This window comes from Planococcus sp. ANT_H30, from assembly GCF_008369335.1.
In the GTDB taxonomy this organism is placed as follows: domain Bacteria; phylum Bacillota; class Bacilli; order Bacillales_A; family Planococcaceae; genus Planococcus; species Planococcus kocurii.
Window position 1 is genome coordinate 1 of record NZ_VOBJ01000013.1, and the last position, 19257, is coordinate 19257.

General features: G+C 43.0%; 33 protein-coding genes. All 33 read right to left on the reverse strand.

The genetic code is table 11. The annotated features are described in order from the left end of the window. Nucleotides 1-479 precede the first annotated feature (479 nt). Nucleotides 480-1145 carry a KinB-signaling pathway activation protein gene (locus FQ085_RS17115; protein ID WP_058386704.1) on the reverse strand — a complete coding sequence of 222 codons (666 nt, stop codon included), beginning with the start codon at nt 1143-1145 and terminating at the stop codon, nt 480-482. A 193-nt stretch (nt 1146-1338) separates the two neighbouring features. Continuing rightward, nucleotides 1339-2403: an Mrp/NBP35 family ATP-binding protein gene (locus tag FQ085_RS17120; protein WP_058386705.1), complete on the reverse strand. Its 1065-nt coding sequence runs from the start codon at nt 2401-2403 to the stop codon at nt 1339-1341. 176 nt (nt 2404-2579) lie between these two features. Next, complete coding sequence (locus tag FQ085_RS17125; RefSeq protein WP_058386706.1) at nt 2580-3014, reverse strand: VOC family protein; 435 nt, start codon at nt 3012-3014, stop codon at nt 2580-2582. A 111-nt stretch (nt 3015-3125) separates the two neighbouring features. Further along, nucleotides 3126-3518, reverse strand: a complete 393-nt coding sequence (gene rpsI, locus FQ085_RS17130) for a 30S ribosomal protein S9 (RefSeq protein WP_058386707.1) — start codon at nt 3516-3518, stop codon at nt 3126-3128. A 29-nt stretch (nt 3519-3547) separates the two neighbouring features. Next, nucleotides 3548-3985, reverse strand: a complete 438-nt coding sequence (gene rplM, locus FQ085_RS17135) for a 50S ribosomal protein L13 (RefSeq protein WP_058386708.1) — start codon at nt 3983-3985, stop codon at nt 3548-3550. Between the two features lie 193 nt (nt 3986-4178). Beyond that, nucleotides 4179-4922: a tRNA pseudouridine(38-40) synthase TruA gene (gene truA, locus FQ085_RS17140; protein ID WP_149457253.1), complete on the reverse strand. Its 744-nt coding sequence runs from the start codon at nt 4920-4922 to the stop codon at nt 4179-4181. Nucleotides 4923-4933: 11 nt separating this feature from the next. After that, on the reverse strand, nt 4934-5731 hold the full coding sequence (locus FQ085_RS17145; protein WP_058386710.1) for an energy-coupling factor transporter transmembrane component T family protein: 798 nt from the start codon (nt 5729-5731) through the stop codon (nt 4934-4936). After that, on the reverse strand, nt 5728-6600 hold the full coding sequence (locus FQ085_RS17150) for an energy-coupling factor ABC transporter ATP-binding protein (protein ID WP_058386711.1): 873 nt from the start codon (nt 6598-6600) through the stop codon (nt 5728-5730). Before FQ085_RS17150 ends, FQ085_RS17145 begins: the two co-directional genes overlap by 4 nt. After that, on the reverse strand, nt 6576-7424 hold the full coding sequence (locus FQ085_RS17155; protein WP_058386712.1) for an energy-coupling factor ABC transporter ATP-binding protein: 849 nt from the start codon (nt 7422-7424) through the stop codon (nt 6576-6578). The genes FQ085_RS17150 and FQ085_RS17155 overlap by 25 nt, the downstream gene beginning before the upstream one ends. 398 nt (nt 7425-7822) lie before the next feature. After that, nucleotides 7823-8197, reverse strand: a complete 375-nt coding sequence (gene rplQ, locus FQ085_RS17160; protein WP_008432531.1) for a 50S ribosomal protein L17 — start codon at nt 8195-8197, stop codon at nt 7823-7825. Nucleotides 8198-8242: 45 nt separating this feature from the next. After that, nucleotides 8243-9187 (reverse strand): DNA-directed RNA polymerase subunit alpha, encoded by a 945-nt coding sequence (locus tag FQ085_RS17165; RefSeq protein ID WP_058386713.1) that lies wholly within the window; start codon nt 9185-9187, stop codon nt 8243-8245. 130 nt (nt 9188-9317) lie between these two features. Then, nucleotides 9318-9707, reverse strand: a complete 390-nt coding sequence (gene rpsK, locus FQ085_RS17170) for a 30S ribosomal protein S11 (protein WP_006828953.1) — start codon at nt 9705-9707, stop codon at nt 9318-9320. Between the two features lie 25 nt (nt 9708-9732). After that, on the reverse strand, nt 9733-10098 hold the full coding sequence (rpsM, locus tag FQ085_RS17175) for a 30S ribosomal protein S13 (protein WP_006828952.1): 366 nt from the start codon (nt 10096-10098) through the stop codon (nt 9733-9735). A gap of 23 nt (nt 10099-10121) precedes the next feature. Beyond that, a complete protein-coding gene (gene rpmJ / locus FQ085_RS17180; RefSeq protein ID WP_058386714.1) occupies nt 10122-10235 on the reverse strand; it encodes a 50S ribosomal protein L36 in 114 nt (37 codons plus the stop codon). A gap of 37 nt (nt 10236-10272) precedes the next feature. After that, entirely contained in the window at nt 10273-10491 is a 219-nt protein-coding gene (gene infA, locus FQ085_RS17185; protein ID WP_006828950.1) for a translation initiation factor IF-1, read from the reverse strand. Between the two features lie 398 nt (nt 10492-10889). After that, nucleotides 10890-11543 carry an adenylate kinase gene (locus tag FQ085_RS17190; protein WP_058386715.1) on the reverse strand — a complete coding sequence of 218 codons (654 nt, stop codon included), beginning with the start codon at nt 11541-11543 and terminating at the stop codon, nt 10890-10892. Nucleotides 11544-11604: 61 nt separating this feature from the next. Further along, nucleotides 11605-12900 carry a preprotein translocase subunit SecY gene (gene secY, locus FQ085_RS17195; RefSeq protein WP_058386716.1) on the reverse strand — a complete coding sequence of 432 codons (1296 nt, stop codon included), beginning with the start codon at nt 12898-12900 and terminating at the stop codon, nt 11605-11607. Then, on the reverse strand, nt 12900-13340 hold the full coding sequence (gene rplO, locus FQ085_RS17200; RefSeq protein ID WP_058386717.1) for a 50S ribosomal protein L15: 441 nt from the start codon (nt 13338-13340) through the stop codon (nt 12900-12902). The genes secY and rplO overlap by 1 nt, the downstream gene beginning before the upstream one ends. 33 nt (nt 13341-13373) lie before the next feature. Beyond that, nucleotides 13374-13556 (reverse strand): 50S ribosomal protein L30, encoded by a 183-nt coding sequence (rpmD, locus tag FQ085_RS17205; protein ID WP_058386718.1) that lies wholly within the window; start codon nt 13554-13556, stop codon nt 13374-13376. A gap of 13 nt (nt 13557-13569) precedes the next feature. After that, on the reverse strand, nt 13570-14070 hold the full coding sequence (gene rpsE / locus FQ085_RS17210) for a 30S ribosomal protein S5 (protein ID WP_008497444.1): 501 nt from the start codon (nt 14068-14070) through the stop codon (nt 13570-13572). Nucleotides 14071-14091: 21 nt separating this feature from the next. Next, nucleotides 14092-14454: a 50S ribosomal protein L18 gene (gene rplR, locus FQ085_RS17215; protein WP_058386719.1), complete on the reverse strand. Its 363-nt coding sequence runs from the start codon at nt 14452-14454 to the stop codon at nt 14092-14094. Between the two features lie 33 nt (nt 14455-14487). Then, nucleotides 14488-15027, reverse strand: coding sequence for a 50S ribosomal protein L6 (gene rplF / locus FQ085_RS17220; RefSeq protein ID WP_058386720.1), 540 nt, complete (start codon nt 15025-15027; stop codon nt 14488-14490). A gap of 30 nt (nt 15028-15057) precedes the next feature. Next, nucleotides 15058-15456 carry a 30S ribosomal protein S8 gene (gene rpsH / locus FQ085_RS17225; protein ID WP_006828942.1) on the reverse strand — a complete coding sequence of 133 codons (399 nt, stop codon included), beginning with the start codon at nt 15454-15456 and terminating at the stop codon, nt 15058-15060. 29 nt (nt 15457-15485) lie between these two features. After that, entirely contained in the window at nt 15486-15671 is a 186-nt protein-coding gene (gene rpsN, locus FQ085_RS17230) for a 30S ribosomal protein S14 (protein ID WP_006828941.1), read from the reverse strand. A gap of 19 nt (nt 15672-15690) precedes the next feature. After that, nucleotides 15691-16230: a 50S ribosomal protein L5 gene (rplE, locus tag FQ085_RS17235; protein WP_006828940.1), complete on the reverse strand. Its 540-nt coding sequence runs from the start codon at nt 16228-16230 to the stop codon at nt 15691-15693. Nucleotides 16231-16257: 27 nt separating this feature from the next. Continuing rightward, complete coding sequence (gene rplX / locus FQ085_RS17240; protein WP_058386721.1) at nt 16258-16569, reverse strand: 50S ribosomal protein L24; 312 nt, start codon at nt 16567-16569, stop codon at nt 16258-16260. A gap of 35 nt (nt 16570-16604) precedes the next feature. Further along, nucleotides 16605-16973 (reverse strand): 50S ribosomal protein L14, encoded by a 369-nt coding sequence (gene rplN / locus FQ085_RS17245; protein ID WP_006828938.1) that lies wholly within the window; start codon nt 16971-16973, stop codon nt 16605-16607. 47 nt (nt 16974-17020) lie between these two features. Then, entirely contained in the window at nt 17021-17284 is a 264-nt protein-coding gene (gene rpsQ / locus FQ085_RS17250) for a 30S ribosomal protein S17 (RefSeq protein WP_008432511.1), read from the reverse strand. Nucleotides 17285-17308: 24 nt separating this feature from the next. Then, the gene (gene rpmC, locus FQ085_RS17255; RefSeq protein ID WP_006828936.1) at nt 17309-17509 is read right to left on the reverse strand and encodes a 50S ribosomal protein L29; all 201 of its coding nucleotides are present in this window, start codon (nt 17507-17509) and stop codon (nt 17309-17311) included. Next, on the reverse strand, nt 17499-17933 hold the full coding sequence (rplP, locus tag FQ085_RS17260) for a 50S ribosomal protein L16 (RefSeq protein WP_006828935.1): 435 nt from the start codon (nt 17931-17933) through the stop codon (nt 17499-17501). Before rplP ends, rpmC begins: the two co-directional genes overlap by 11 nt. A 1-nt stretch (nt 17934) precedes the next feature. Continuing rightward, nucleotides 17935-18591: a 30S ribosomal protein S3 gene (gene rpsC, locus FQ085_RS17265; RefSeq protein ID WP_008497438.1), complete on the reverse strand. Its 657-nt coding sequence runs from the start codon at nt 18589-18591 to the stop codon at nt 17935-17937. A 3-nt stretch (nt 18592-18594) separates the two neighbouring features. Next, nucleotides 18595-18936, reverse strand: coding sequence for a 50S ribosomal protein L22 (gene rplV, locus FQ085_RS17270; protein WP_008432509.1), 342 nt, complete (start codon nt 18934-18936; stop codon nt 18595-18597). 19 nt (nt 18937-18955) lie between these two features. Further along, nucleotides 18956-19234, reverse strand: coding sequence for a 30S ribosomal protein S19 (gene rpsS, locus FQ085_RS17275; RefSeq protein WP_006828932.1), 279 nt, complete (start codon nt 19232-19234; stop codon nt 18956-18958). Nucleotides 19235-19257 lie beyond the last annotated feature (23 nt).

Here is a 19257-nt window from a genome sequence, read left to right on the forward strand (position 1 = left end):
AGCGTTCGTCCTGAGCCAGGATCAAACTCTCCATTATAGAGTAGTGTTGATTGCTCAATACTGCTGGCGTATCGCCGTCCGAAGACGCACGATTCGCTTTGATCTGCGTAATGCTGATCAGTAAGTTTTGCGCGGGCCGTTTTGCGCGACCGTTGCTATTTATTGACGTTTTGCTGTTCAGTTTTCAAGGTTCAAGTTGTTGTGTTTGGTTGCCGCCGTTTTGTTTGTGTTGTTCGTTGTTGCTTGGCGACTTTTATTATATTAAAGCATGATTACATTTCTGTCAACACTTTCGCAAAAGTTTTTCTTAAAACCCTGTTTTCCCTTCTGTATTCTCTCTTTAAAAATTTGAAAAAGTATCCCGCTCCCTTACAGCCACCTACATTCGCTCATCGTGCAATTGATTTTATTAAAACAAAAAATCATTTAGCCACTTTGTTGAAACAAGCGGTTAAATGATTTTTCTTACGAAACAATGCTTACGCTTTTGCTTTTCTTGCAGCACGTCGTTCTTCTAATTTCTGGCGATCAATATCTGATTGTGCGTTGTATTTCGGCAACACCAATAACTGATACGCATTTACTGCTAAGAATGGGAACAGCAATAAAGTAACCCAGCTGTCGATATTCCCTTCTTCTACCATCAACGCCGGCAGCCATTCAACCGTCGTAATAACAATCATGAAGAACAATGCAGAAATAAATGTTTCTTTATTGGTCCATTTTGCTTTCACATATGCCGTAACCACTCCGGTAACGATCAAGATTGTTAATAAGATTCCATATAACCAAACCTGTTCAGTCGTTTCTGCGTTTGGCGCAAAGCGGAATAAAATCAAATCTGTAACGACTACGACGATAATCAAAAGTTGAATCCAATTCCACAAACGCAATGTACGGAATATGTTCATCCCAATCTGATGCACCGTCAAGTAAGCAAAGAAACACAATTGGCTAATAATGCTCATCGTTAAGCCAATAATAACGAGCCAGACAAATCCTGCCAAGAATTCGCCCCAGTGTCCTGCATGAAACGGTTGTGAAAATATATCATCCCAGCGAACGAATAAACCGAGTACGCCGGTTACCGCTCCACCAATTAATAAAGCTTTCAAGAAAAACTTAACCCAATTTCGTATTGTCAATTGAATGCCTCCGTTATTTAAAGTTCTTTTACGATTGTACCAACCGGCTATTAAAAAATCCATTCACTGTACACGATAGATTGTGAACAAAGCTTGAAAGTCGAATCTTTGTTACTGAATCGCCATATCCTCCTGAGGATTGCACAAAATAAAAGCCCGGAAACCGATTATGGCTTCCGGACTGCTCACTATCTTATTTTTTGTCAGCAAATTGTTTAAGTACTTGCTGCGCAATGTCTTCGTAGATTTTCCCTGTCGGATGATCCGCCAAGTAAACAGACGGTGCAAAGTCAGCTTCGTTCCAGTCAGGCTGACCCAGTGGAATTTGTCCAAGTAGCGGCGCTTGCAACTCTTCTGCAAGTTTCGGTCCGCCACCTTGTCCGAAAAGAAATTCTTTCTTACCCGTTTCTTGGCTTTCAAACCATGACATGTTTTCAATAACACCCAACACCTCGTGATTGGTTTGAAGCGCCATCGCTCCAGCACGTGCCGCAACAAACGCTGCAGTCGGGTGTGGTGTGGTGATAACGATTTCTTTAGATGCCGGTAGCATTTGGTGAATGTCGAGTGCAACGTCCCCTGTACCTGGTGGCAAGTCCAATAGAAGGTAATCCAAATCTCCCCATTCTACATCGCGGAAAAATTGATCAAGTACTTTGCCGAGCATCGGGCCACGCCAAACGACTGGCATATTGTCTTCTACGAAAAAGCCCATCGAAATTACTTTTACGCCGAAGCGCTCTACTGGAATGATTGTTTGACCACGAACGACTGGCGATTTATCAATGCCCATCATGTCTGGCACACTAAAACCGTAGATATCTGCATCGATTAAGCCCACTTTTTTGCCTAAACGCGCCAATGCAATTGCTAAGTTAACAGATACCGTCGATTTACCAACCCCACCTTTACCGCTGGCAATTGAAATAAATTCAACTTTGTTCAATGGAGATAACAAATCCTGCGCTTCTGATTCATCAGCTGTGCCACGGAATTTTGCTAAAGCTTCTGTTGAGAGCTCTTCAAAACGAATTCCGACAGAACCCGCTCCCGCTCCTTTTAATACATCGACAACTTTCATCTGTAACTGCATTTGTTCAGGTGTATTTGTTTTAGCAATTGCCAATTTGACACTGACGTGTTTTTTCTCTTCCTTAATCGTTACAGACGTAATGCCATCTGTTTCAGTTAACGATCTATGTAAAAACGGATCTTCTAACGCTCCGAGTAATTCGCGTACTTGTACTTCAGTTAACATATCGATACACTCCCTATCAATTTTGCTCACCATAAAGTATAGCACAGCAAATCTTATTTTTAATCTATTCGGTCTTATAAGAAAAATGAAAAAAGCCACTGCGCTCCGGTGGCTATGAGAGCTCGGGCGAAGTGGTGTTTCTTCAACAGAATAACTGGCGTGGCCAAGAGCCCAACTTACGAATCAATTTCCAGCATATCGTTTTCATCGAACGTAAAGTCCGGACCCCATGCTACTTCCCAGTAATAGCCGTCGGGATCGGTGAAGTAACCTGAATAACCTCCCCAGAAAACTTCTTTTGGTTCTTTGATAATCCTTCCTCCAGCCGCTTCCGCAAGAGCCATCACTCTATCCACTTCTTCTTTAGACTTTGCGTTATAGGCCAGCGTAATGCCTGAAAATCCGCTGCCACTTGGCGGGTTCTTTTCATCGATATCTTTCGCTAAGTCCTCCAATGGATACAACTCCAGTTTCGTACCAGCCGAATTGAAAAACACGATTTCAGGATTGTTCCCTTTTTCCGTCGTTTTAAAGCCGAGGCCATCTCTGTAAAACTTTACGGATGTTCCCATGTCTTTCACACCCAGGCAAATTAAATTGATCCGGTTCATTTCGGCATCCCCCCCATTTCCTTCTATTTTACCTGTTCGAACCTCCATTTGAACATAAAAAAAGCACTTTCCGAATTTCTTCGGAAAGTGCTTTGTAAACGAAAATCGAAATTAACGTTTTGAGAACTGAGGTGCACGACGTGCTGATTTAAGACCTGGTTTCTTACGTTCTTTCATACGTGGGTCACGTGTTAACAACCCAGCAGATTTCAACGCAGGACGGAATGCAGGGTCTACAGTTAGTAGAGCGCGTGCGATACCGTGACGGATTGCTCCGGCTTGGCCTGTGAATCCACCGCCGTTTACGTTTACTAGGATGTCGTAGCTTCCTAGAGTATCCGTAGCAACTAGTGGCTGTTTGATAATTTGTTGTAGTGTTTCGTAAGGAACGTAGTCCGCTACGTCACGTTTGTTGATTGTAATTGTGCCGTCACCCGGTACTAAACGTACGCGAGCTGTTGAGTTTTTACGACGACCTGTCCCAATATATTGAACTTGTGCCAAAGGTGTATCCTCCTCTAATTTACTAATTATTAACCGCGTAGTTGATAGATTTCTGGTTGTTGTGCTTGGTGGTTGTGTTCAGGGCCAGCATAGACATGCAGCTTTCTAAACGTTTGACGACCTAAAGAGTTTTTTGGAAGCATCCCTTTAATAGCCAATTCAAGCATTCTCGTTGGGTATTTTGTGCGCATTTCAAGTGCAGTACGTTGTTTAAGTCCACCCGTGTATTGTGTGTGACGGTAATAGATCTTGTCTGCAAGTTTGTTACCTGTAAGGTGAATTTTTTCAGCGTTGATAATGATCACGTGATCACCAGTGTCAACGTTTGGTGTAAATGTTGGTTTATATTTTCCACGTAAGATTGAAGCGACTTCAGAAGCTAAACGTCCAAGAGTTTGCCCTTCTGCATCGACAACTAACCATTTACGCTCTACTTCGTGACCCTTAGCCATGAATGTTGTACGCATGTATATTGTCCTCCTAATATATCGTCTCTTTTAAGTTCTTTTACAGTGTTCCGCTGTTCCGTTTTTTCGTTATCCCTTAACACAAATAACCTTCCGGGGCATATCGTGGGGGTAATGAAAATACCATACATCATGTTATAACGAAAGTGCTAAAAAGTCAAGGGGTTTTCTAAAAACACCAGGAAAAGTTGCTTCAGCTCTCGTACATCACGCTTTCCAAGTAAAGCCCATGTGCTGCCGCTGTTTTTCCAGCGGCGTCCCGGTCCGTTGCAGCCACAATTCGACTAAGTTCGTCAGCTGCTCTTTTGCCGGTACCGACTTCCGTTAAGGTCCCTGCAATAATGCGAACCATATTGTATAAAAAGCCAGATCCTTCAATAATCATATGCAATTCGTCACCATGTTCTTCAAACTCCAGGCGTCGAACTGTTCGCACTTTATCGACTACTGCGGTATTCGCCGCACAAAAACTGGAGAAATCGTAAGTGCCAATCAATGCCTGTGCCGCTATGGTCATTGCTTCTACATCGAGTGGTTGCTTGATGTGAACCATCAAATTGCGCGTGAACGGACTGATGATTTGACTGCGATTCCATTTATAACGATAAGTTTTACCTGTCGTATGATACCGCGCATGAAAAGACGCATCGACTTCTTCAATCGCGTTCACGCGGATGTCTTCTGGCAATAGCACATTCAAAGCCTTTAACCAACCCGTCATCGGGATGGAAAACGCTGTATCAAAATGAACGACTTGTCCGGTAGCATGGACTTTGGCATCTGTCCGTCCGCTTGCCACGACTTGCACAACTTTTCCTTTATGAATGGTTTTTAACACGTTCATTAATTCGAGCTGGACCGTGCGCTTGTCTGGCTGCACTTGATAACCTGCAAATCCAGAACCATCATACGCAATGGTCGCTTTTAATCGTTTCATAATTTCTCTCCTTATACCCGGAAATACCAAAGCATTCCCGCGAGCCCCGCTAGCACAAGCAGGCTCAAGCTATCGATAGAACGCCAATTGAGTTGGCGATAGCGCGTTCTCCCTTCGCCACCGCGGTAGCCACGAACTTCCATCGCTGTAGCCAAGTCCTCTGCCCGTTTAAAGGCACTGACGAACAGCGGAATCAGCAAGGGCACAACCGCCTTAATGCGCTCTTTAATCGGCCCTGAGCCAATGTCAGAACCTCTGGCCATTTGCGCCTTGAGAATCTTCCCAGTCTCGTCCATAAGCGTCGGGATAAACCGCAACGAAATCGACATCATCAACGCCAGTTCATGGACCGGCAACTTGATTCGTTTAAATGGACCAAGCAGTACTTCAATCCCGTCTGTAATAGAAATCGGTGAAGTCGTCAAGGTTAAAATACTAGTAATAAACACCAGTACTAAAAAGCGAATCGAAATGAATATCCCCTGCCGCAAACCTTCTTCATAAATTTCAATAAAACCAAAATCCACTAATATATCACCTTCACGCGTAAAGAAAATATGCAATAAAAAAGTGAATATCAACAATATAAAGACTGGTTTCAATCCATTTATCAAGAAATACAAACGAATTTTGGATAAGAATACTACCAGCAAAGTAAATCCTAGCAAAATCCCATAAGTCACTGCGCTATTCGCAATAAACACGATGGCAATAAACACAAAAACAAATGAAATTTTCGCCCGTGGATCCATTCGGTGAATAACAGAATCACCAGGAATAAATCGACCAAAAATCATTTTCTCCATCATTCGGAATCACGCCCTTCCAATAATGCGGATGCAATGTTTTGAGCCAACGCTTCTTCTGTCAATGAAACAACACCCAGTTGAATTCCTGTTTTGGCTTCAAATTTTCGTTGCAACCGAATGGTCCGCGGTGGTTCCAAACGGTAATCTCTCAGTTGCTCTTCATTTGAAAAGATTGCTGTTGGCTCTCCTGTGACCACACAGCGACCATTGTGCATAATCGCCACATTATCTGCGTAACGCGCCGCATCTTCCATGCTGTGCGTCACCAGCACCGTTGTTAGTCCTTTTTCAATATGCAAACGGTAAAACAAGTCCATAATCTCACGGCGACCACGTGGGTCAAGGCCTGCTGTCGGTTCATCTAACACCAATACATCTGGTTCCATCGCCAACACGCCAGCGATAGCCACGCGACGCATTTGCCCACCGGACAAGTCAAACGGCGATTTTGTCAAAACTTCTGCAGGCAACCCAAGCTGTTCGACTAATTCATGCGCCCGGCGGCTCGCTTCTTCTTCTGGCACACCATAATTTAAAGGTCCGAACATAATATCCTTTAAGACCGTCTCATCAAACAGTTGTTGCTCAGGAAACTGAAAGACAATCCCTACTTGTCGCCGAACATCACGCAAATTCTTTGCTTTTACACCAGCTTCGATTTTACGGTCACCAATCGTAACGGACCCTTCAGTTGGTTTTAAGAGCGCATTGAGATGTTGAAGAACAGTTGATTTGCCAGACCCAGTATGGCCAATAATAGCCGTATAGGAACCAGAAGGAATATGCAGCGATACATCCGTCAGTGCTCTCTTTTCAAAGGGCGTATCTTTCGCGTAACTATATCCTACTTCCTGGAGTAAAATGTCCATAACTCATCCACCAATTCTTCTTCTGTCATATGTTCTCCTTGTAACGCCAGACCCGCTTCTCGCAACAAATGCGTCATGCGCATCGAAAACGGCAAATCTAAACCCAAAGTTGTTAATTCATTACCCGAAAGGAACACAGATTCTGGTATTCCTTCTAACTGCTTATGGCCTGCGTTCATTACAAGAATACGATCAGCAAGTGCTGCTTCTTCCAGGTCGTGCGTAATGGATATTACCGTCAAACCTGTTGCTTCCCGAAGTTCACGAATGGTTTCAATCACTTCCATACGCCCTTGCGGATCGAGCATCGAAGTTGCTTCATCCAAAATCAATAAACGTGGACGGAGCGCCAGTGCACCCGCAATCGCCACACGCTGTTTTTGGCCACCCGACAAATGATGAGGTTCATGATCAAGATAATCGTCCATCTTCACTTGGTGCAAAGCCTCTTTGACACGAACCACCATTTCTTTATGTGGCACACCGTTGTTCTCCAATGCAAAAGCAACATCATCTTGAACCGTTGCTCCGACAAACTGATTATCTGGGTTTTGAAAAACCATGCCCATTTGGGAACGGATGTCCCACAAACTCTCCTCAGCCATCAATTTGCCCATGGCTGATACTTGACCGGTTTGCGGAAATAATAAGCCGTTCATCAATTTAGCAATTGTCGATTTTCCAGAGCCATTGTGACCCACTAAGGCAATCCACTCCCCATCTTGAATGGAGAATGACAAATCTGCTACAGCGGGTTTTACCGACTCGTCTTCTTGCGTATATGTAAATGTCACATTTTCGAATGACAAGATAGTCGAATTCATCTCAGCTAACCTCCTCTAACACTTGCTTAACTCTTCTCTACTCTACTGGTTTTTATGCGCGTTTGTAAAACCTAAAATAAATAAAAAAAGCGCGCACCTCATTCAGAGAAATGCGCTTTTCTGTCTCTATGGCTTCCCCGGTTGCTTAAGCCAGGGTTGAATGAGGTGCGTAGAGCTAGACGAGACGCCGCCTTTCGGCTCGCTCATCATAACACTCAGCTTTTCATATTGTCGTATAAATCATAATGCTAAAAGAAGAGGGCTATTGACCCCCTTCAAGTAAATCAATTATGCCTCGGCATAATTGCGTCCGGATTTTGAATTGCGCTAGCGCAATTAATTCCTTTCAAAATCCGTGACATCCGCCGGAGGCTTTAATTTGAATCTATTGATTCAAATTAAACCAATTCGATAATAACGATAGGTGCGCCATCTCCGCGACGAGGCCCCATTTTCATAATACGAGTGTAACCGCCTTGACGGTCAGCGTAACGTGGTGCAACGTCATCAAACAATTTCTGCAATGCATAAGTTGTCGTTTCGTTGCCTTCAGCGTCTGCAGTTGTAACCAACTCACGGCGCATCCATGCTGCTGCTTTACGGCGAGCGTGAAGATCTCCACGTTTACCAAGCGTAATCATTTTTTCTACAGTCGAACGCACTTCTTTCGCACGAGCTTCAGTCGTTTGAATGCGTTCATGTACGATTAAGTCTGTTGTAAGGTCACGTAATAGTGCTTTACGTTGAGAACTTGTACGTTGAAGCTTTCTCATTGAAGTTTCCCTCCTTTGTTGAATAGTTCGGATCCGATCTTAATCTCAGTCTTCTTTACGAAGTCCAAGACCTAAATCTTCCAACTTCACTTTAACTTCTTCAAGTGATTTGCGTCCAAGGTTGCGTACTTTCATCATGTCGTCTTCCGACTTGCTTGCCAGTTCGTGTACCGTGTTGATACCCGCACGCTTTAAGCAGTTGTAAGATCGAACCGAAAGATCAAGTTCTTCGATAGTCATCTCTAATACTTTTTCTTTTTGGTCTTCTTCTTTTTCAACCATGATTTCAGCCGTTTGTGCCTCATCTGTTAATCCTACGAAGATATTTAAATGCTCAGTAAAAATTTTAGCTCCAAGCGCAATTGCCTCTTTTGGACCAATGCTGCCATCTGTCCAAACATCAAGAGATAATTTATCGAAATGAGCCAGTTGGCCCACACGAGTATTTTCCACTTGGAAGTTAACGCGTGAAACTGGAGTGTAAATAGAGTCAATCGGGATAACACCAATCGGAAGATCTTCACGTTTGTTCTGATCTGCACGAGCGTATCCACGGCCTCTGTTCGCATACATACGCATACGTAGGTGACCATTTTTAGCGATTGTTGCAATATATAGATCCGGATTCAGAATTTCCACGTCACTATCGTGCGTGATATCTGCAGCCGTAACCGTTCCATCACCTTTTATATCAATTTCAATGACTTTTTCTTCGTCAGAGTAAATTTTCAAAGCCAGCTTCTTAATATTCAAAATGATTGTTGCTACATCTTCTTCTACACCTTCGACAGTGGAGAATTCATGCAGTACGCCATCAATTTGAATTGAAGTAACAGCTGCGCCAGGTAAAGATGAAAGTAAGATTCGACGTAAGGAGTTTCCTAAAGTGGTTCCATATCCACGCTCAAGAGGTTCAATAACAAATTTTCCGAATTTGGAATTGTTATCGATCTCAACCGTTTCAATCTTTGGTTTTTCTATTTCGAGCATTCAGTTTACCCTCCTTCAAAACGTCGGTTTTTTTTCGTGTCATCAAGAATTCGATAGTCACAGACTTTCGCTACGATTCAGAACCCATCCAGTAAGTCGTGATGTTCAAAAATCCTATTCAGATTAACGATTATACGCGACGGCGTTTTGGCGGACGGCAACCGTTATGAGGTACTGGAGTTACATCTTTAATCGCTGTAACTTCTAGTCCGGCAGCTTGAAGCGCACGGATAGCAGCTTCACGACCTGAACCAGGACCTTTAACTGTAACTTCTAGAGTTTTAAGACCGTGTTCGATTGATGTTTTAGCAGCAGTTTCAGCAGCCATTTGCGCAGCGAAAGGAGTAGATTTACGTGAACCTCTAAATCCTAGAGCCCCTGCACTTGACCATGAAACAGCGTTACCCTGCATATCAGTGATAGTAACGATTGTGTTATTAAATGTTGAGCGGATGTGAGCAATACCAGATTCGATATTCTTTTTCACACGACGCTTACGAGTTTGTTGTTTACGTGCCATGTTAAGAAGAAACCTCCTTTACTGATTATTTTTTCTTGTTAGCTACAGTTTTACGAGGACCTTTACGCGTACGCGCATTGTTCTTCGTATTTTGACCGCGAACAGGTAGTCCACGACGATGGCGAATCCCTCGGAAGCTAGCAATTTCCATCAAGCGTTTGATGTTCATTGAAACTTCACGGCGAAGGTCACCTTCGATTTTGTATTGATCTAATTGTTCACGGATATTGTTCAACTCGTCTTCTGTAAGATCACGAACGCGTGTCTCTTCAGAGATACCAGCAGCAGAAAGAACTTTCTGTGCAGTTGTTTTACCAACACCGAAAATATATGTTAATGAAATAACAACGCGTTTGTCGCGCGGAATGTCAACACCAGCAATACGTGCCATGTGTGCGATGCACCTCCTTCAAATTAGCCTTGTCTTTGTTTGTGTTTCGGATTTTCACAGATTACCATTACTTTACCGCTTCTGCGAATAACTTTACATTTTTCACAGATCGGTTTTACAGATGGTCTCACTTTCATCTAACCCAACCTCCTTAGTGGTCCGGAGTGCAAAAGATTATTTAAAACGGTATGTGATACGACCGCGTGTTAAATCATAAGGAGAAAGTTCTACTGTCACTTTATCTCCTGGCAGAATGCGGATAAAATGCATGCGAATCTTGCCAGATACGTGCGCGAGAATCGTGTGACCGTTTTCCAATTCTACTTTAAACATCGCGTTAGGCAAAGTCTCAACGACAGTTCCTTCGATTTCAATTACATCGTCTTTCGCCATCGACCCAGTCTCCCTTCTGTATACAAATCAGGTTCTCATCTTCAAACAGTATTTGCTGATTGAATAGTGTAGTACATTCATTCACGAGAAATGCATGAGTGACATTCGAAGATATTCTCCGAGCCCCGCAGTCTAGCGGGCCGGGGTTAATCCGGCAAAGCCAGTCTGTCTCATGTATCCTCGACTGCCCGGACTGCCTTGGATGAGTTCCAAACCCGTTACACAGATGCTTCCACGAAACTCATTATACTAGCATCGGTGCATAATTGCACTAAAGTGCATTTGCAACAATATTTGTATCCTGAGCCTTGTTTGCTTTTGCAGCTCTCGAAAATTCATATCTCCGGTGCCCCTTTAAAGCCACATGGAGGCAACTAACTGCGCCCGGCGCCGGGGATTTAGCCTCGGTCGCCCTTTAGAAGAGCATCAATGTCAGCAAATACTTTTTTGATGTCCTGCTGTCCATCTATATTTTGCAGCACGTTTTTGCTTTCATAGAAATCAAGAAGCGGCTGTGTTTGTTGCATATTTACTTCTAGACGCTTCGTGACGGTTTCAGGCTTATCATCTTCACGCTGATAGAGTTCTCCGCCATCTTTGTCGCACACGCCAGCTTTAGCCGGTGGGTTAAACACAGTATGGTAAGCAGTTCCACAAACTTTACAGATCCATCGGCCTGTTAAACGTGCAATCAATTCGTCTTGTTCGACTTGAATATTTACGACATGCTCGATTCGCTTATCAAGATCGGCCAGAAGAGATTCCAACGCTTCAGCTTGAGGGACAGTACGTGGAAAGCCATCTAATAAGAAGCCTTCTTCACAATCCTTCGCACTTAGTCGTTCTCGGACAATGCCGATTGTCACTTCATCAGGCACTAGAGCACCTTGATCCATGAATGATTTAGCTTTCAAGCCCAGTTCCGTTCCACCTTTTATAGCAGCACGGAACATGTCACCTGTAGAAATATGAGGGATGTCGTACTTCTTAACAATTTCGTCTGCTTGAGTACCTTTTCCGGCACCCGGTAGACCCATTAATACGATATTCATACGTTGTCCCCCTCAAACAATTGGACAAGAGACGCTTTCACGTCTCTTTATATCCTACTGATTATTTCATAAAGCCTTTATAATGACGTTTCACAAGTTGAGATTCTAATTGCTTCATCGTCTCTAGTGCTACCCCTACAACAATTAAAAGACTTGTTCCGCCGATTTGCGCCGATTGCGGTAAATTCGCAATGTTAATGAAGAAAATCGGTAGAACAGCAATAACTGCTAAGAAAATGGCACCAACGAATGTCAATCGGTATAACACACTTGTTAAGTAATCTTGCGTATTTTTACCCGGACGGATTCCCGGAATGTATGCACCTTGTTTTTTTAAGTTATCCGACACGTTCTCAGGATTAACCTGAATGAAAGCGTAGAAATACGTAAATGCTACGATCAAAGCGACATAAATGATCATGCCGACCGGACGCGTATAATCAAACGTACTCTGAATCGCTTCTGTAAACGCGTTGGCACCAAAGAAAGAAGCAATGGTTTGTGGCGTAATAATAAACGCTACTGCAAAGATTACCGGGATAACTCCGGCCGCGTTTACTTTCAAAGGTAAATGCGTTTGCTGCCCACTTGTTGTCTGACCACGGCCAGCAACTCGTTTTGCATACTGAATCGGTATTTTACGCAACGCTTGTTGAACATAAATAACCAAAACCGTAATGGCAACAACAGCTAATGCAAGCAATGCCATAATGGCAATGTTGATCGGCAGCTGATCTCCAGCTCCTTGGATCTGCTGTGCATATAGTTGATTAATAGCACCTGGTACTGCAGCGACAATCCCTGCGAAGATGATAATCGAAATACCGTTCCCCACACCTTTTGCCGTAATCTGCTCACCAAGCCACAGTAGAAACGCCGTACCAGCAGTCAAGACAATAGCGATGACAACGTAAGTTGAAATCGTGTCATTCTGGATTAAAGAACCGCCGTACATTTGGTTAAATCCGTAAGACATACCGATTGCTTGAATAAAGGCAAGAACGATTGTGAAGTAGCGAGTGAATTGAGCAAGTTTCCGTCTTCCGACTTCCCCTTGTTTCGCCCACTCTGCAAATTTCGGTACAACATCCATCTGCAATAATTGCACGATGATTGATGCTGTAATGTATGGCATAATTCCCATCGCTAAAATCGAAAAGTTAGCAAGGGCACCTCCACCGAAAGTATTTAAGAATCCAACCAGACCCATCTGGTCAGTAGCTTGCAAAACTGAAGCATCAACATTCGGTACTGGAACAAAAGTTCCAATACGGAAAATGATGAGCATCAATAATGTAAAGAATATTTTATTTCGAATATCAGTCACGCGCATAAAATTAGAGATTGTCTGAAACATTAAACCACCTCGGTTTGTCCGCCAGCAGCTTCAATCGCTTTTTTAGCTGATCCAGAGAATTTGTGAGCTTTTACTGTCAATTTCTTTTCTAAGCTACCATTGCCCAGAATTTTGATTCCAGAACGTTCATTGCTCACAACACCTGTTTCAATCAACAATGCAGGTGTTACTTCTGTGCCTTCGTCGAAACGGTTTAGCACTTCAATATTTACAACTGCATAGTCTTTACGGTTAATGTTGGTAAATCCACGTTTTGGCAAACGACGGAATAATGGGTTTTGACCACCCTCAAATCCAGGACGAACACCGCCGCCTGAACGTGCGTTTTGACCTTTATGACCTTTACCTGCTGTTTTACCAGTACCTGAACCGATACCGCGTCCGATGCGCTTTCTTGAGCTGCGTGAACCTTCTGCCGGTTTTAATTCATGAAGTTTCATTTAGTTGGCACCTCCTTCTATAGAAATCCGTAATTAAACTTCTTTAATCGTTACTAAGTGAGCGACTTTAACGAGCATTCCGCGAACGGCTGCATTATCTTGGTGCTCAACAGTTTGATGCATTTTGCGCAATCCCAATGATTGAACAGTTTTACGTTGTGTCGGTTTAGTACCGATCACAGATTTTGTGAGGGTAATTTCCAATTTAGTTGCCATGTGATTTTCCCTCCTATCCTAACAGTTCTTCTATTGATTTGCCGCGAAGTTTTGCAACTTGGTCAGCACTTTTCAATTGAGTTAAACCGTTAATAGTTGCACGTACCATGTTGATTGGTGTGCTTGAACCTAGAGATTTAGATAAAATATCTTGTACTCCAGCTAATTCAAGTACCGCACGAACAGGTCCGCCAGCAATTACACCAGTACCCGGAGAAGCAGGTTTAATAAGAATTTGGCCTGCACCAAAACGACCGATTACTAAGTGTGGAGTTGTACCCTTAACCATTGGTACTTCGATTAGGTTTTTCTTCGCATCTTCAATAGCTTTGCGGATAGCATCTGGAACTTCTTGAGCTTTACCAGTACCAAAACCAACATTACCATTTTTGTCGCCTACAACAACTAATGCAGAGAAACGGAAACGACGTCCACCTTTTACAACTTTCGCTACGCGGTTAATCGTAACTACGCGTTCTTCAAGTTCAAGTTTGTTTGGATCAATACGACGCATGAAATGTGTCCCTCCTTCTTTTTAAAATTGTAAACCATTTTCACGTGCAGCTTCTGCTAATGCTTTTACACGTCCATGATATAAATAACCACCGCGGTCGAAAACAACTGATTTTAAGCCATTTTCAGTAGCGCGTTTTGCGATTGTTTCGCCGACTTTAGTTGCTGCTTCCACGTTGCCAGTAGATTCTACTGAGAAATCTTTCTCCATAGATGATGCACTTGCAAGTGTAACGCCATTCATATCGTCGATCAATTGAGCGTAGATGTATTTATTTGAACGGAATACGTTTAAACGTGGGCGTTGTGCTGTACCCGTAATTTTAGAACGTACGCGAGCATGACGTTTTTTACGAGATGCGTTTTTGTCGAGTTTCGTAATCACTGAGGTCACTCCTTTCAGCCTGCCTAAGCAGCATTATTTACCTGTTTTACCTTCTTTGCGGCGAACGACTTCTCCTTCGTAACGGATCCCTTTGCCTTTATATGGCTCTGGTGGACGTACTTGGCGAATGTTCGAAGCAAGAGCTCCAACACGTTCTTTATCAATACCTTTTACAATAACTTTTGTGTTTGCTGGAACTTCAACTGATACTCCGTTTTCCGGTGTGAATTCAACCGGGTGAGAGTAACCTACGTTAAGAACCAATTTTTCACCTTGTAATTGAGCACGGTAACCAACACCTACTAGTTCTAGTGTGCGTTGGAATCCTTCTGAAACTCCAGTAACCATGTTTGCAAGCAAAGCACGAGTTGTACCGTGGTTTGTGCGGTGATCTTTAGAATCCGAAGGACGTGTCAATGTTAGCACGTTATCTTCAAGAGCGATTGTAATATCTTTGTGGAATTCGCGAGTTAACTCGCCTTTAGGTCCTTTAACAGTTACAGCATTCTTGTCTCCAAGAGTGATTGTAACGTTAGCAGGAACCTCGATTGGTTTTTTACCTACACGTGACATTCTTTTGCACCTCCATTCGTTTGTTGCTTATTACCAAACGTATGCTATGATTTCTCCGCCGATTTGTTTCGCGCGGGCTTCTTTATCAGTTACTAAACCTTGTGATGTTGAGACTAAAGCGATTCCAAGACCGTTTAGTACACGTGGCACCTCATTAGTTTTTGCATAAACACGTAGTCCTGGTTTTGAAATGCGTTTCAATCCAGTAATAACGCGCTCATTGTTAGCTCCGTATTTAAGGAAAATTCGGATCATGCCTTGTTTATCATCTTCAACGTATTCTACGTCACGAACGAAACCTTCACGCTTAAGGATTTCAGCGATGTCTTTTTTCACATTAGAAGCTGGAAGCTCTAATTTCTCGTGACGAACCATGTTTGCGTTACGAATGCGTGTCAGCATATCTGCAATCGGATCTGTCATTGTCATTACTTTTACCTCCTTCCCAAATTAGGGGATTACCAGCTGGCTTTTTTGACGCCAGGAATTTGTCCCACATATGCAAGTTCACGGAAACAAATACGGCAAAGTTTAAATTTGCGTAATACTGAATGCGGACGTCCGCATCGTTCACAGCGTGTGTACTCTTGTACTTTAAACTTTGGCGTGCGTTTTTGTTTTGCGATCATAGATTTTTTAGCCACGTTTACGCCTCCCTCACGTTTACTTTTGGAACGGCATTCCGAATTGTGTTAATAACTCACGAGCTTCTTCATCAGAGTTCGCAGTCGTTACAATTACGATGTCCATACCGCGTACTTTTGAAACTTTATCATAATCGATTTCTGGGAAGATTAACTGTTCTTTCACGCCAAGTGTGTAGTTACCACGGCCGTCGAACGATTTGTTCGATACGCCACGGAAATCACGAACACGTGGAAGTGAGATAGCAATTAATTTGTCCAGGAAGTCATACATACGCTCTCCGCGTAGTGTAACTTTACATCCGATTGGCATACCTTCACGTAGACGGAAGCCAGCGATAGATTTCTTAGCTTTAGTAATAACTGGTTTTTGACCAGTGATCGTTTGTAATTCTTCAACAGCAGAGTCAAGTGACTTAGTGTTTTGAACAGCTTCGCCTACACCCATGTTGATGACGATTTTGTTTACTTCAGGTGCCTGCATTACCGATTTATATTCAAACTTGCTCACTAGAGCAGGAGTGATTTCATTGACATATTTTTCTTTTAGGCGGTTCATGTGTGTACCTCCCTTCATTCAGGAATTTTATTTATCTAATTTTTCGCCGGATTTTTTTGCAACACGAACTTTTTTACCATCTTCAACCTTATATCCTACACGAGTCGGCTCGCCGGATTTAGGGTCAAGTAACATTACGTTAGAAACGTGAATTGCTGCTTCTTGGCTGACAATTCCACCTTGTGGATTTGCCTGGTTCGGTTTTGTATGCTTTTTAATGATGTTTACACCTTCAACAAGCACACGGTCTTTCTTAGGTAAAGCAGTCAAAACAACACCTGTTTTGCCTTTGTCTTTGCCTGAGATTACCTTAACTGTATCGCCTTTTTTAACATGCATTCTGTCGCACCTCCTTGGTATGGCACATTGATTTATTAAAGAACTTCAGGAGCAAGTGATACGATTTTCATGAAGCTGTTATCGCGAAGTTCGCGGGCAACAGGTCCGAAAATACGAGTTCCGCGTGGACCTTTGTCGTCACGGATAATGACACATGCGTTTTCATCAAATTTGATATAAGTACCGTCTTTACGGCGAGCTCCGCTTTTCGTGCGAACGATGACAGCCTTAACGACTTCACCCTTCTTAACAACGCCACCTGGTGTTGCTTTTTTCACGGTACAAACGATTACGTCTCCGATGTTTGCAGTCTTACGACCAGAACCACCAAGTACTTTAATCGTTAGTACTTCACGAGCACCCGAGTTGTCTGCAACTTTTAAACGACTTTCCTGTTGGATCACTTAGGTAACCTCCCTCCGGAATTTCTTAGGTTCCGAAATTATTTAAATTAAATGATAACCGCTTTTTCTACAATTTCCAATACGCGGAAACGTTTTGTAGCTGATAACGGACGAGTTTCCATGATGCGAACTACGTCGCCCATTTTCGCTTCGTTTAGCTCATCATGAGCTTTATATTTCTTAGAGTATTTTACACGTTTGCCATAGAATGCATGCTTCTTTTGAGTTTCAACCATTACTGTAACGGTTTTGTCCATTTTGTCAGACACAACACGGCCTGTGTATACTTTGCGTTGGTTACGCTCAGTCATACTTGCAAACCTCCTCTCGATTTATCAGTTATTGCCACTGAGTACTCTTTCGTGAATCACAGTTTTCATACGGGCAATCGCTTTACGTACTTCGCGGATGCGAGCAGTGTTTTCTAATTGACCAGTAGCCAATTGGAAGCGAAGGTTGAAAAGCTCTTCTTTCAGTGATTTCACTTTTTGTTCAATCTCAGCAGTGGTTAGGTCACGGATTTCATTAGCTTTCATTCGATTCACCACCAATTTCTTCGCGTTTTACGAACTTCGTTTTGATTGGAAGTTTGTGAGATGCAAGGCGTAATGCTTCGCGTGCCACTTCTTCAGTTACTCCACCAAGTTCGAACATGATTTTACCAGTTTTGACAACGGCTACCCAGCCTTCAGGTGAACCTTTACCAGATCCCATACGTACCTCTAGAGGCTTTTTCGTATATGGCTTATGAGGGAAAATTTTAATCCAGACTTTACCGCCACGTTTCATGTAACGAGTCATGGAAATACGTGCTGCTTCGATTTGACGGTTAGTGATCCAAGATGATTCTAGTGCTTGGAGACCAAATTCGCCGAATGCAATTTCTTTACCGCCTTTAGCTTCTCCGCGCATCTTGCCTCGGTGCTCTCTACGATATTTAACGCGTTTAGGCATTAACATATTATTTGCCTCCTTCCTCAGATTTCTTCTTAGTTGGAAGGACTTCACCGCGGTAGATCCATACTTTTACGCCAAGCTTACCATAAGTTGTGTCTGCTTCAGCATGCGCATAATCAATGTCAGCGCGGAGCGTATGGAGCGGAACAGTACCTTCACTGTAGTGTTCAGCACGCGCTATGTCAGCGCCGCCTAGACGTCCAGATACTTGAGTTTTGATTCCTTTAGCGCCAGAACGCATAGTGCGTTGGATCGCTTGTTTTTGTGCACGACGGAATGATACTCGGTTTTCCAATTGACGTGCAACACTTTCAGCAACCAATCTTGCATCAAGGTCAGCTCGTTTAATTTCAATGATGTTGATGTGTACACGCTTGCCAGTCATAGAATTAAGTTGTGTGCGAAGTACTTCTACTTCAGATCCACCTTTACCAATTACCATACCTGGTTTCGCAGTATGAATAGTTACGTTAACACGGTTTGCAGCGCGCTCAATTTCGATTTTAGAAACTGAAGCTTCTTTCAAACGTGCTTCAACATATTCACGGATTTTAATATCTTCGTGAAGAAGTGTCGCATAATCTTTCTCAGCGTACCATTTAGACTCCCAATCACGAATGATTCCGATACGCATCCCAATTGGATGTATTTTTTGTCCCACGAATTATCCCTCCTTCTGGTCAGATACCACTAATGTAATGTGGCTTGTGCGTTTATTAATTGCGCTTGCGCGTCCCATTGCACGTGGACGGAAACGTTTAAGTGTTGGTCCTTCGTCAACGAATACTTCGCTGATGACTAGGTCATTCAGGTCCATTTCGTAGTTGTGTTCAGCGTTAGCAGCTGCAGATTTCAATAACTTCTCAACAACAACAGATGCTGCTTTTGGAGTATGGTTCAAAATCGCAACAGCTTCGCCAATTTGCTTGCCTCGGATTAAATCTACTACTAAACGGACTTTACGAGGAGCAATACGTACTGTTCTAGCGACAGCTTTTGCTTGCATAGGGAAATCCTCCTCTCATTTAACGTCTTGTTTTCTTATCGTCTGCACCATGACTAGCGTATTTACGCGTTGGAGCGAATTCGCCTAGTTTATGGCCCACCATGTCTTCAGTCACGTATACAGGGATGTGCTTACGACCATCGTATACTGCGATTGTTTGTCCGATGAATGTCGGGAAAATTGTAGAACGGCGAGACCAAGTTTTGATCACTTGTTTTTTCTCAGAATCCTTTTGTGCTTCAACTTTTTTCATAAGATGATCATCAACAAAAGGTCCTTTTTTCAAGCTGCGGCCCATGTGGGATCCTCCCTTCGTGATCG

Coding starts and splice junctions, on each gene's coding strand:
- rplF (WP_058386720.1), bottom strand. CDS start 15,027: ATGTCACGTGTAGGTAAAAAACCAATCGAGGTTCCTGCTAACGTTACA.
- rplO (WP_058386717.1), bottom strand. CDS start 13,340: ATGAAACTTCATGAATTAAAACCGGCAGAAGGTTCACGCAGCTCAAGA.
- rpmD (WP_058386718.1), bottom strand. CDS start 13,556: ATGGCAACTAAATTGGAAATTACCCTCACAAAATCTGTGATCGGTACT.
- FQ085_RS17155 (WP_058386712.1), bottom strand. CDS start 7,424: ATGAATTCGACTATCTTGTCATTCGAAAATGTGACATTTACATATACG.
- rpsM (WP_006828952.1), bottom strand. CDS start 10,098: ATGGCACGTATTGCTGGTGTTGACATTCCGCGCGACAAACGCGTTGTT.
- FQ085_RS17150 (WP_058386711.1), bottom strand. CDS start 6,600: ATGGACATTTTACTCCAGGAAGTAGGATATAGTTACGCGAAAGATACG.
- truA (WP_149457253.1), bottom strand. CDS start 4,922: ATGAAACGATTAAAAGCGACCATTGCGTATGATGGTTCTGGATTTGCA.
- rpmC (WP_006828936.1), bottom strand. CDS start 17,509: ATGAAAGCTAATGAAATCCGTGACCTAACCACTGCTGAGATTGAACAA.
- rpsK (WP_006828953.1), bottom strand. CDS start 9,707: ATGGCACGTAAACAACAAACTCGTAAGCGTCGTGTGAAAAAGAATATC.
- rplX (WP_058386721.1), bottom strand. CDS start 16,569: ATGCATGTTAAAAAAGGCGATACAGTTAAGGTAATCTCAGGCAAAGAC.
- rpsQ (WP_008432511.1), bottom strand. CDS start 17,284: ATGACTGAGCGTAACCAACGCAAAGTATACACAGGCCGTGTTGTGTCT.
- rpmJ (WP_058386714.1), bottom strand. CDS start 10,235: ATGAAAGTGAGACCATCTGTAAAACCGATCTGTGAAAAATGTAAAGTT.
- FQ085_RS17165 (WP_058386713.1), bottom strand. CDS start 9,187: ATGCTCGAAATAGAAAAACCAAAGATTGAAACGGTTGAGATCGATAAC.
- rpsE (WP_008497444.1), bottom strand. CDS start 14,070: ATGCGTCGTATTGATCCAAACAAACTTGAACTTGAAGAACGCGTAGTT.
- infA (WP_006828950.1), bottom strand. CDS start 10,491: ATGGCGAAAGACGATGTAATTGAAATCGAAGGAACTGTCGTTGAGACT.
- FQ085_RS17125 (WP_058386706.1), bottom strand. CDS start 3,014: ATGAACCGGATCAATTTAATTTGCCTGGGTGTGAAAGACATGGGAACA.
- rplE (WP_006828940.1), bottom strand. CDS start 16,230: ATGAACCGCCTAAAAGAAAAATATGTCAATGAAATCACTCCTGCTCTA.
- rpsS (WP_006828932.1), bottom strand. CDS start 19,234: ATGGGCCGCAGCTTGAAAAAAGGACCTTTTGTTGATGATCATCTTATG.
- FQ085_RS17145 (WP_058386710.1), bottom strand. CDS start 5,731: ATGATGGAGAAAATGATTTTTGGTCGATTTATTCCTGGTGATTCTGTT.
- rpsH (WP_006828942.1), bottom strand. CDS start 15,456: ATGACAATGACAGATCCGATTGCAGATATGCTGACACGCATTCGTAAC.
- rplM (WP_058386708.1), bottom strand. CDS start 3,985: ATGCGTACAACATTCATGGCTAAGGGTCACGAAGTAGAGCGTAAATGG.
- rplV (WP_008432509.1), bottom strand. CDS start 18,936: ATGCAAGCAAAAGCTGTCGCTAGAACAGTACGTATTGCTCCTCGTAAA.
- secY (WP_058386716.1), bottom strand. CDS start 12,900: ATGTTTCAGACAATCTCTAATTTTATGCGCGTGACTGATATTCGAAAT.
- FQ085_RS17120 (WP_058386705.1), bottom strand. CDS start 2,403: ATGTTAACTGAAGTACAAGTACGCGAATTACTCGGAGCGTTAGAAGAT.
- FQ085_RS17190 (WP_058386715.1), bottom strand. CDS start 11,543: ATGAATATCGTATTAATGGGTCTACCGGGTGCCGGAAAAGGTACTCAA.
- rplQ (WP_008432531.1), bottom strand. CDS start 8,197: ATGAGAAAGCTTCAACGTACAAGTTCTCAACGTAAAGCACTATTACGT.
- rplP (WP_006828935.1), bottom strand. CDS start 17,933: ATGTTAATGCCTAAACGCGTTAAATATCGTAGAGAGCACCGAGGCAAG.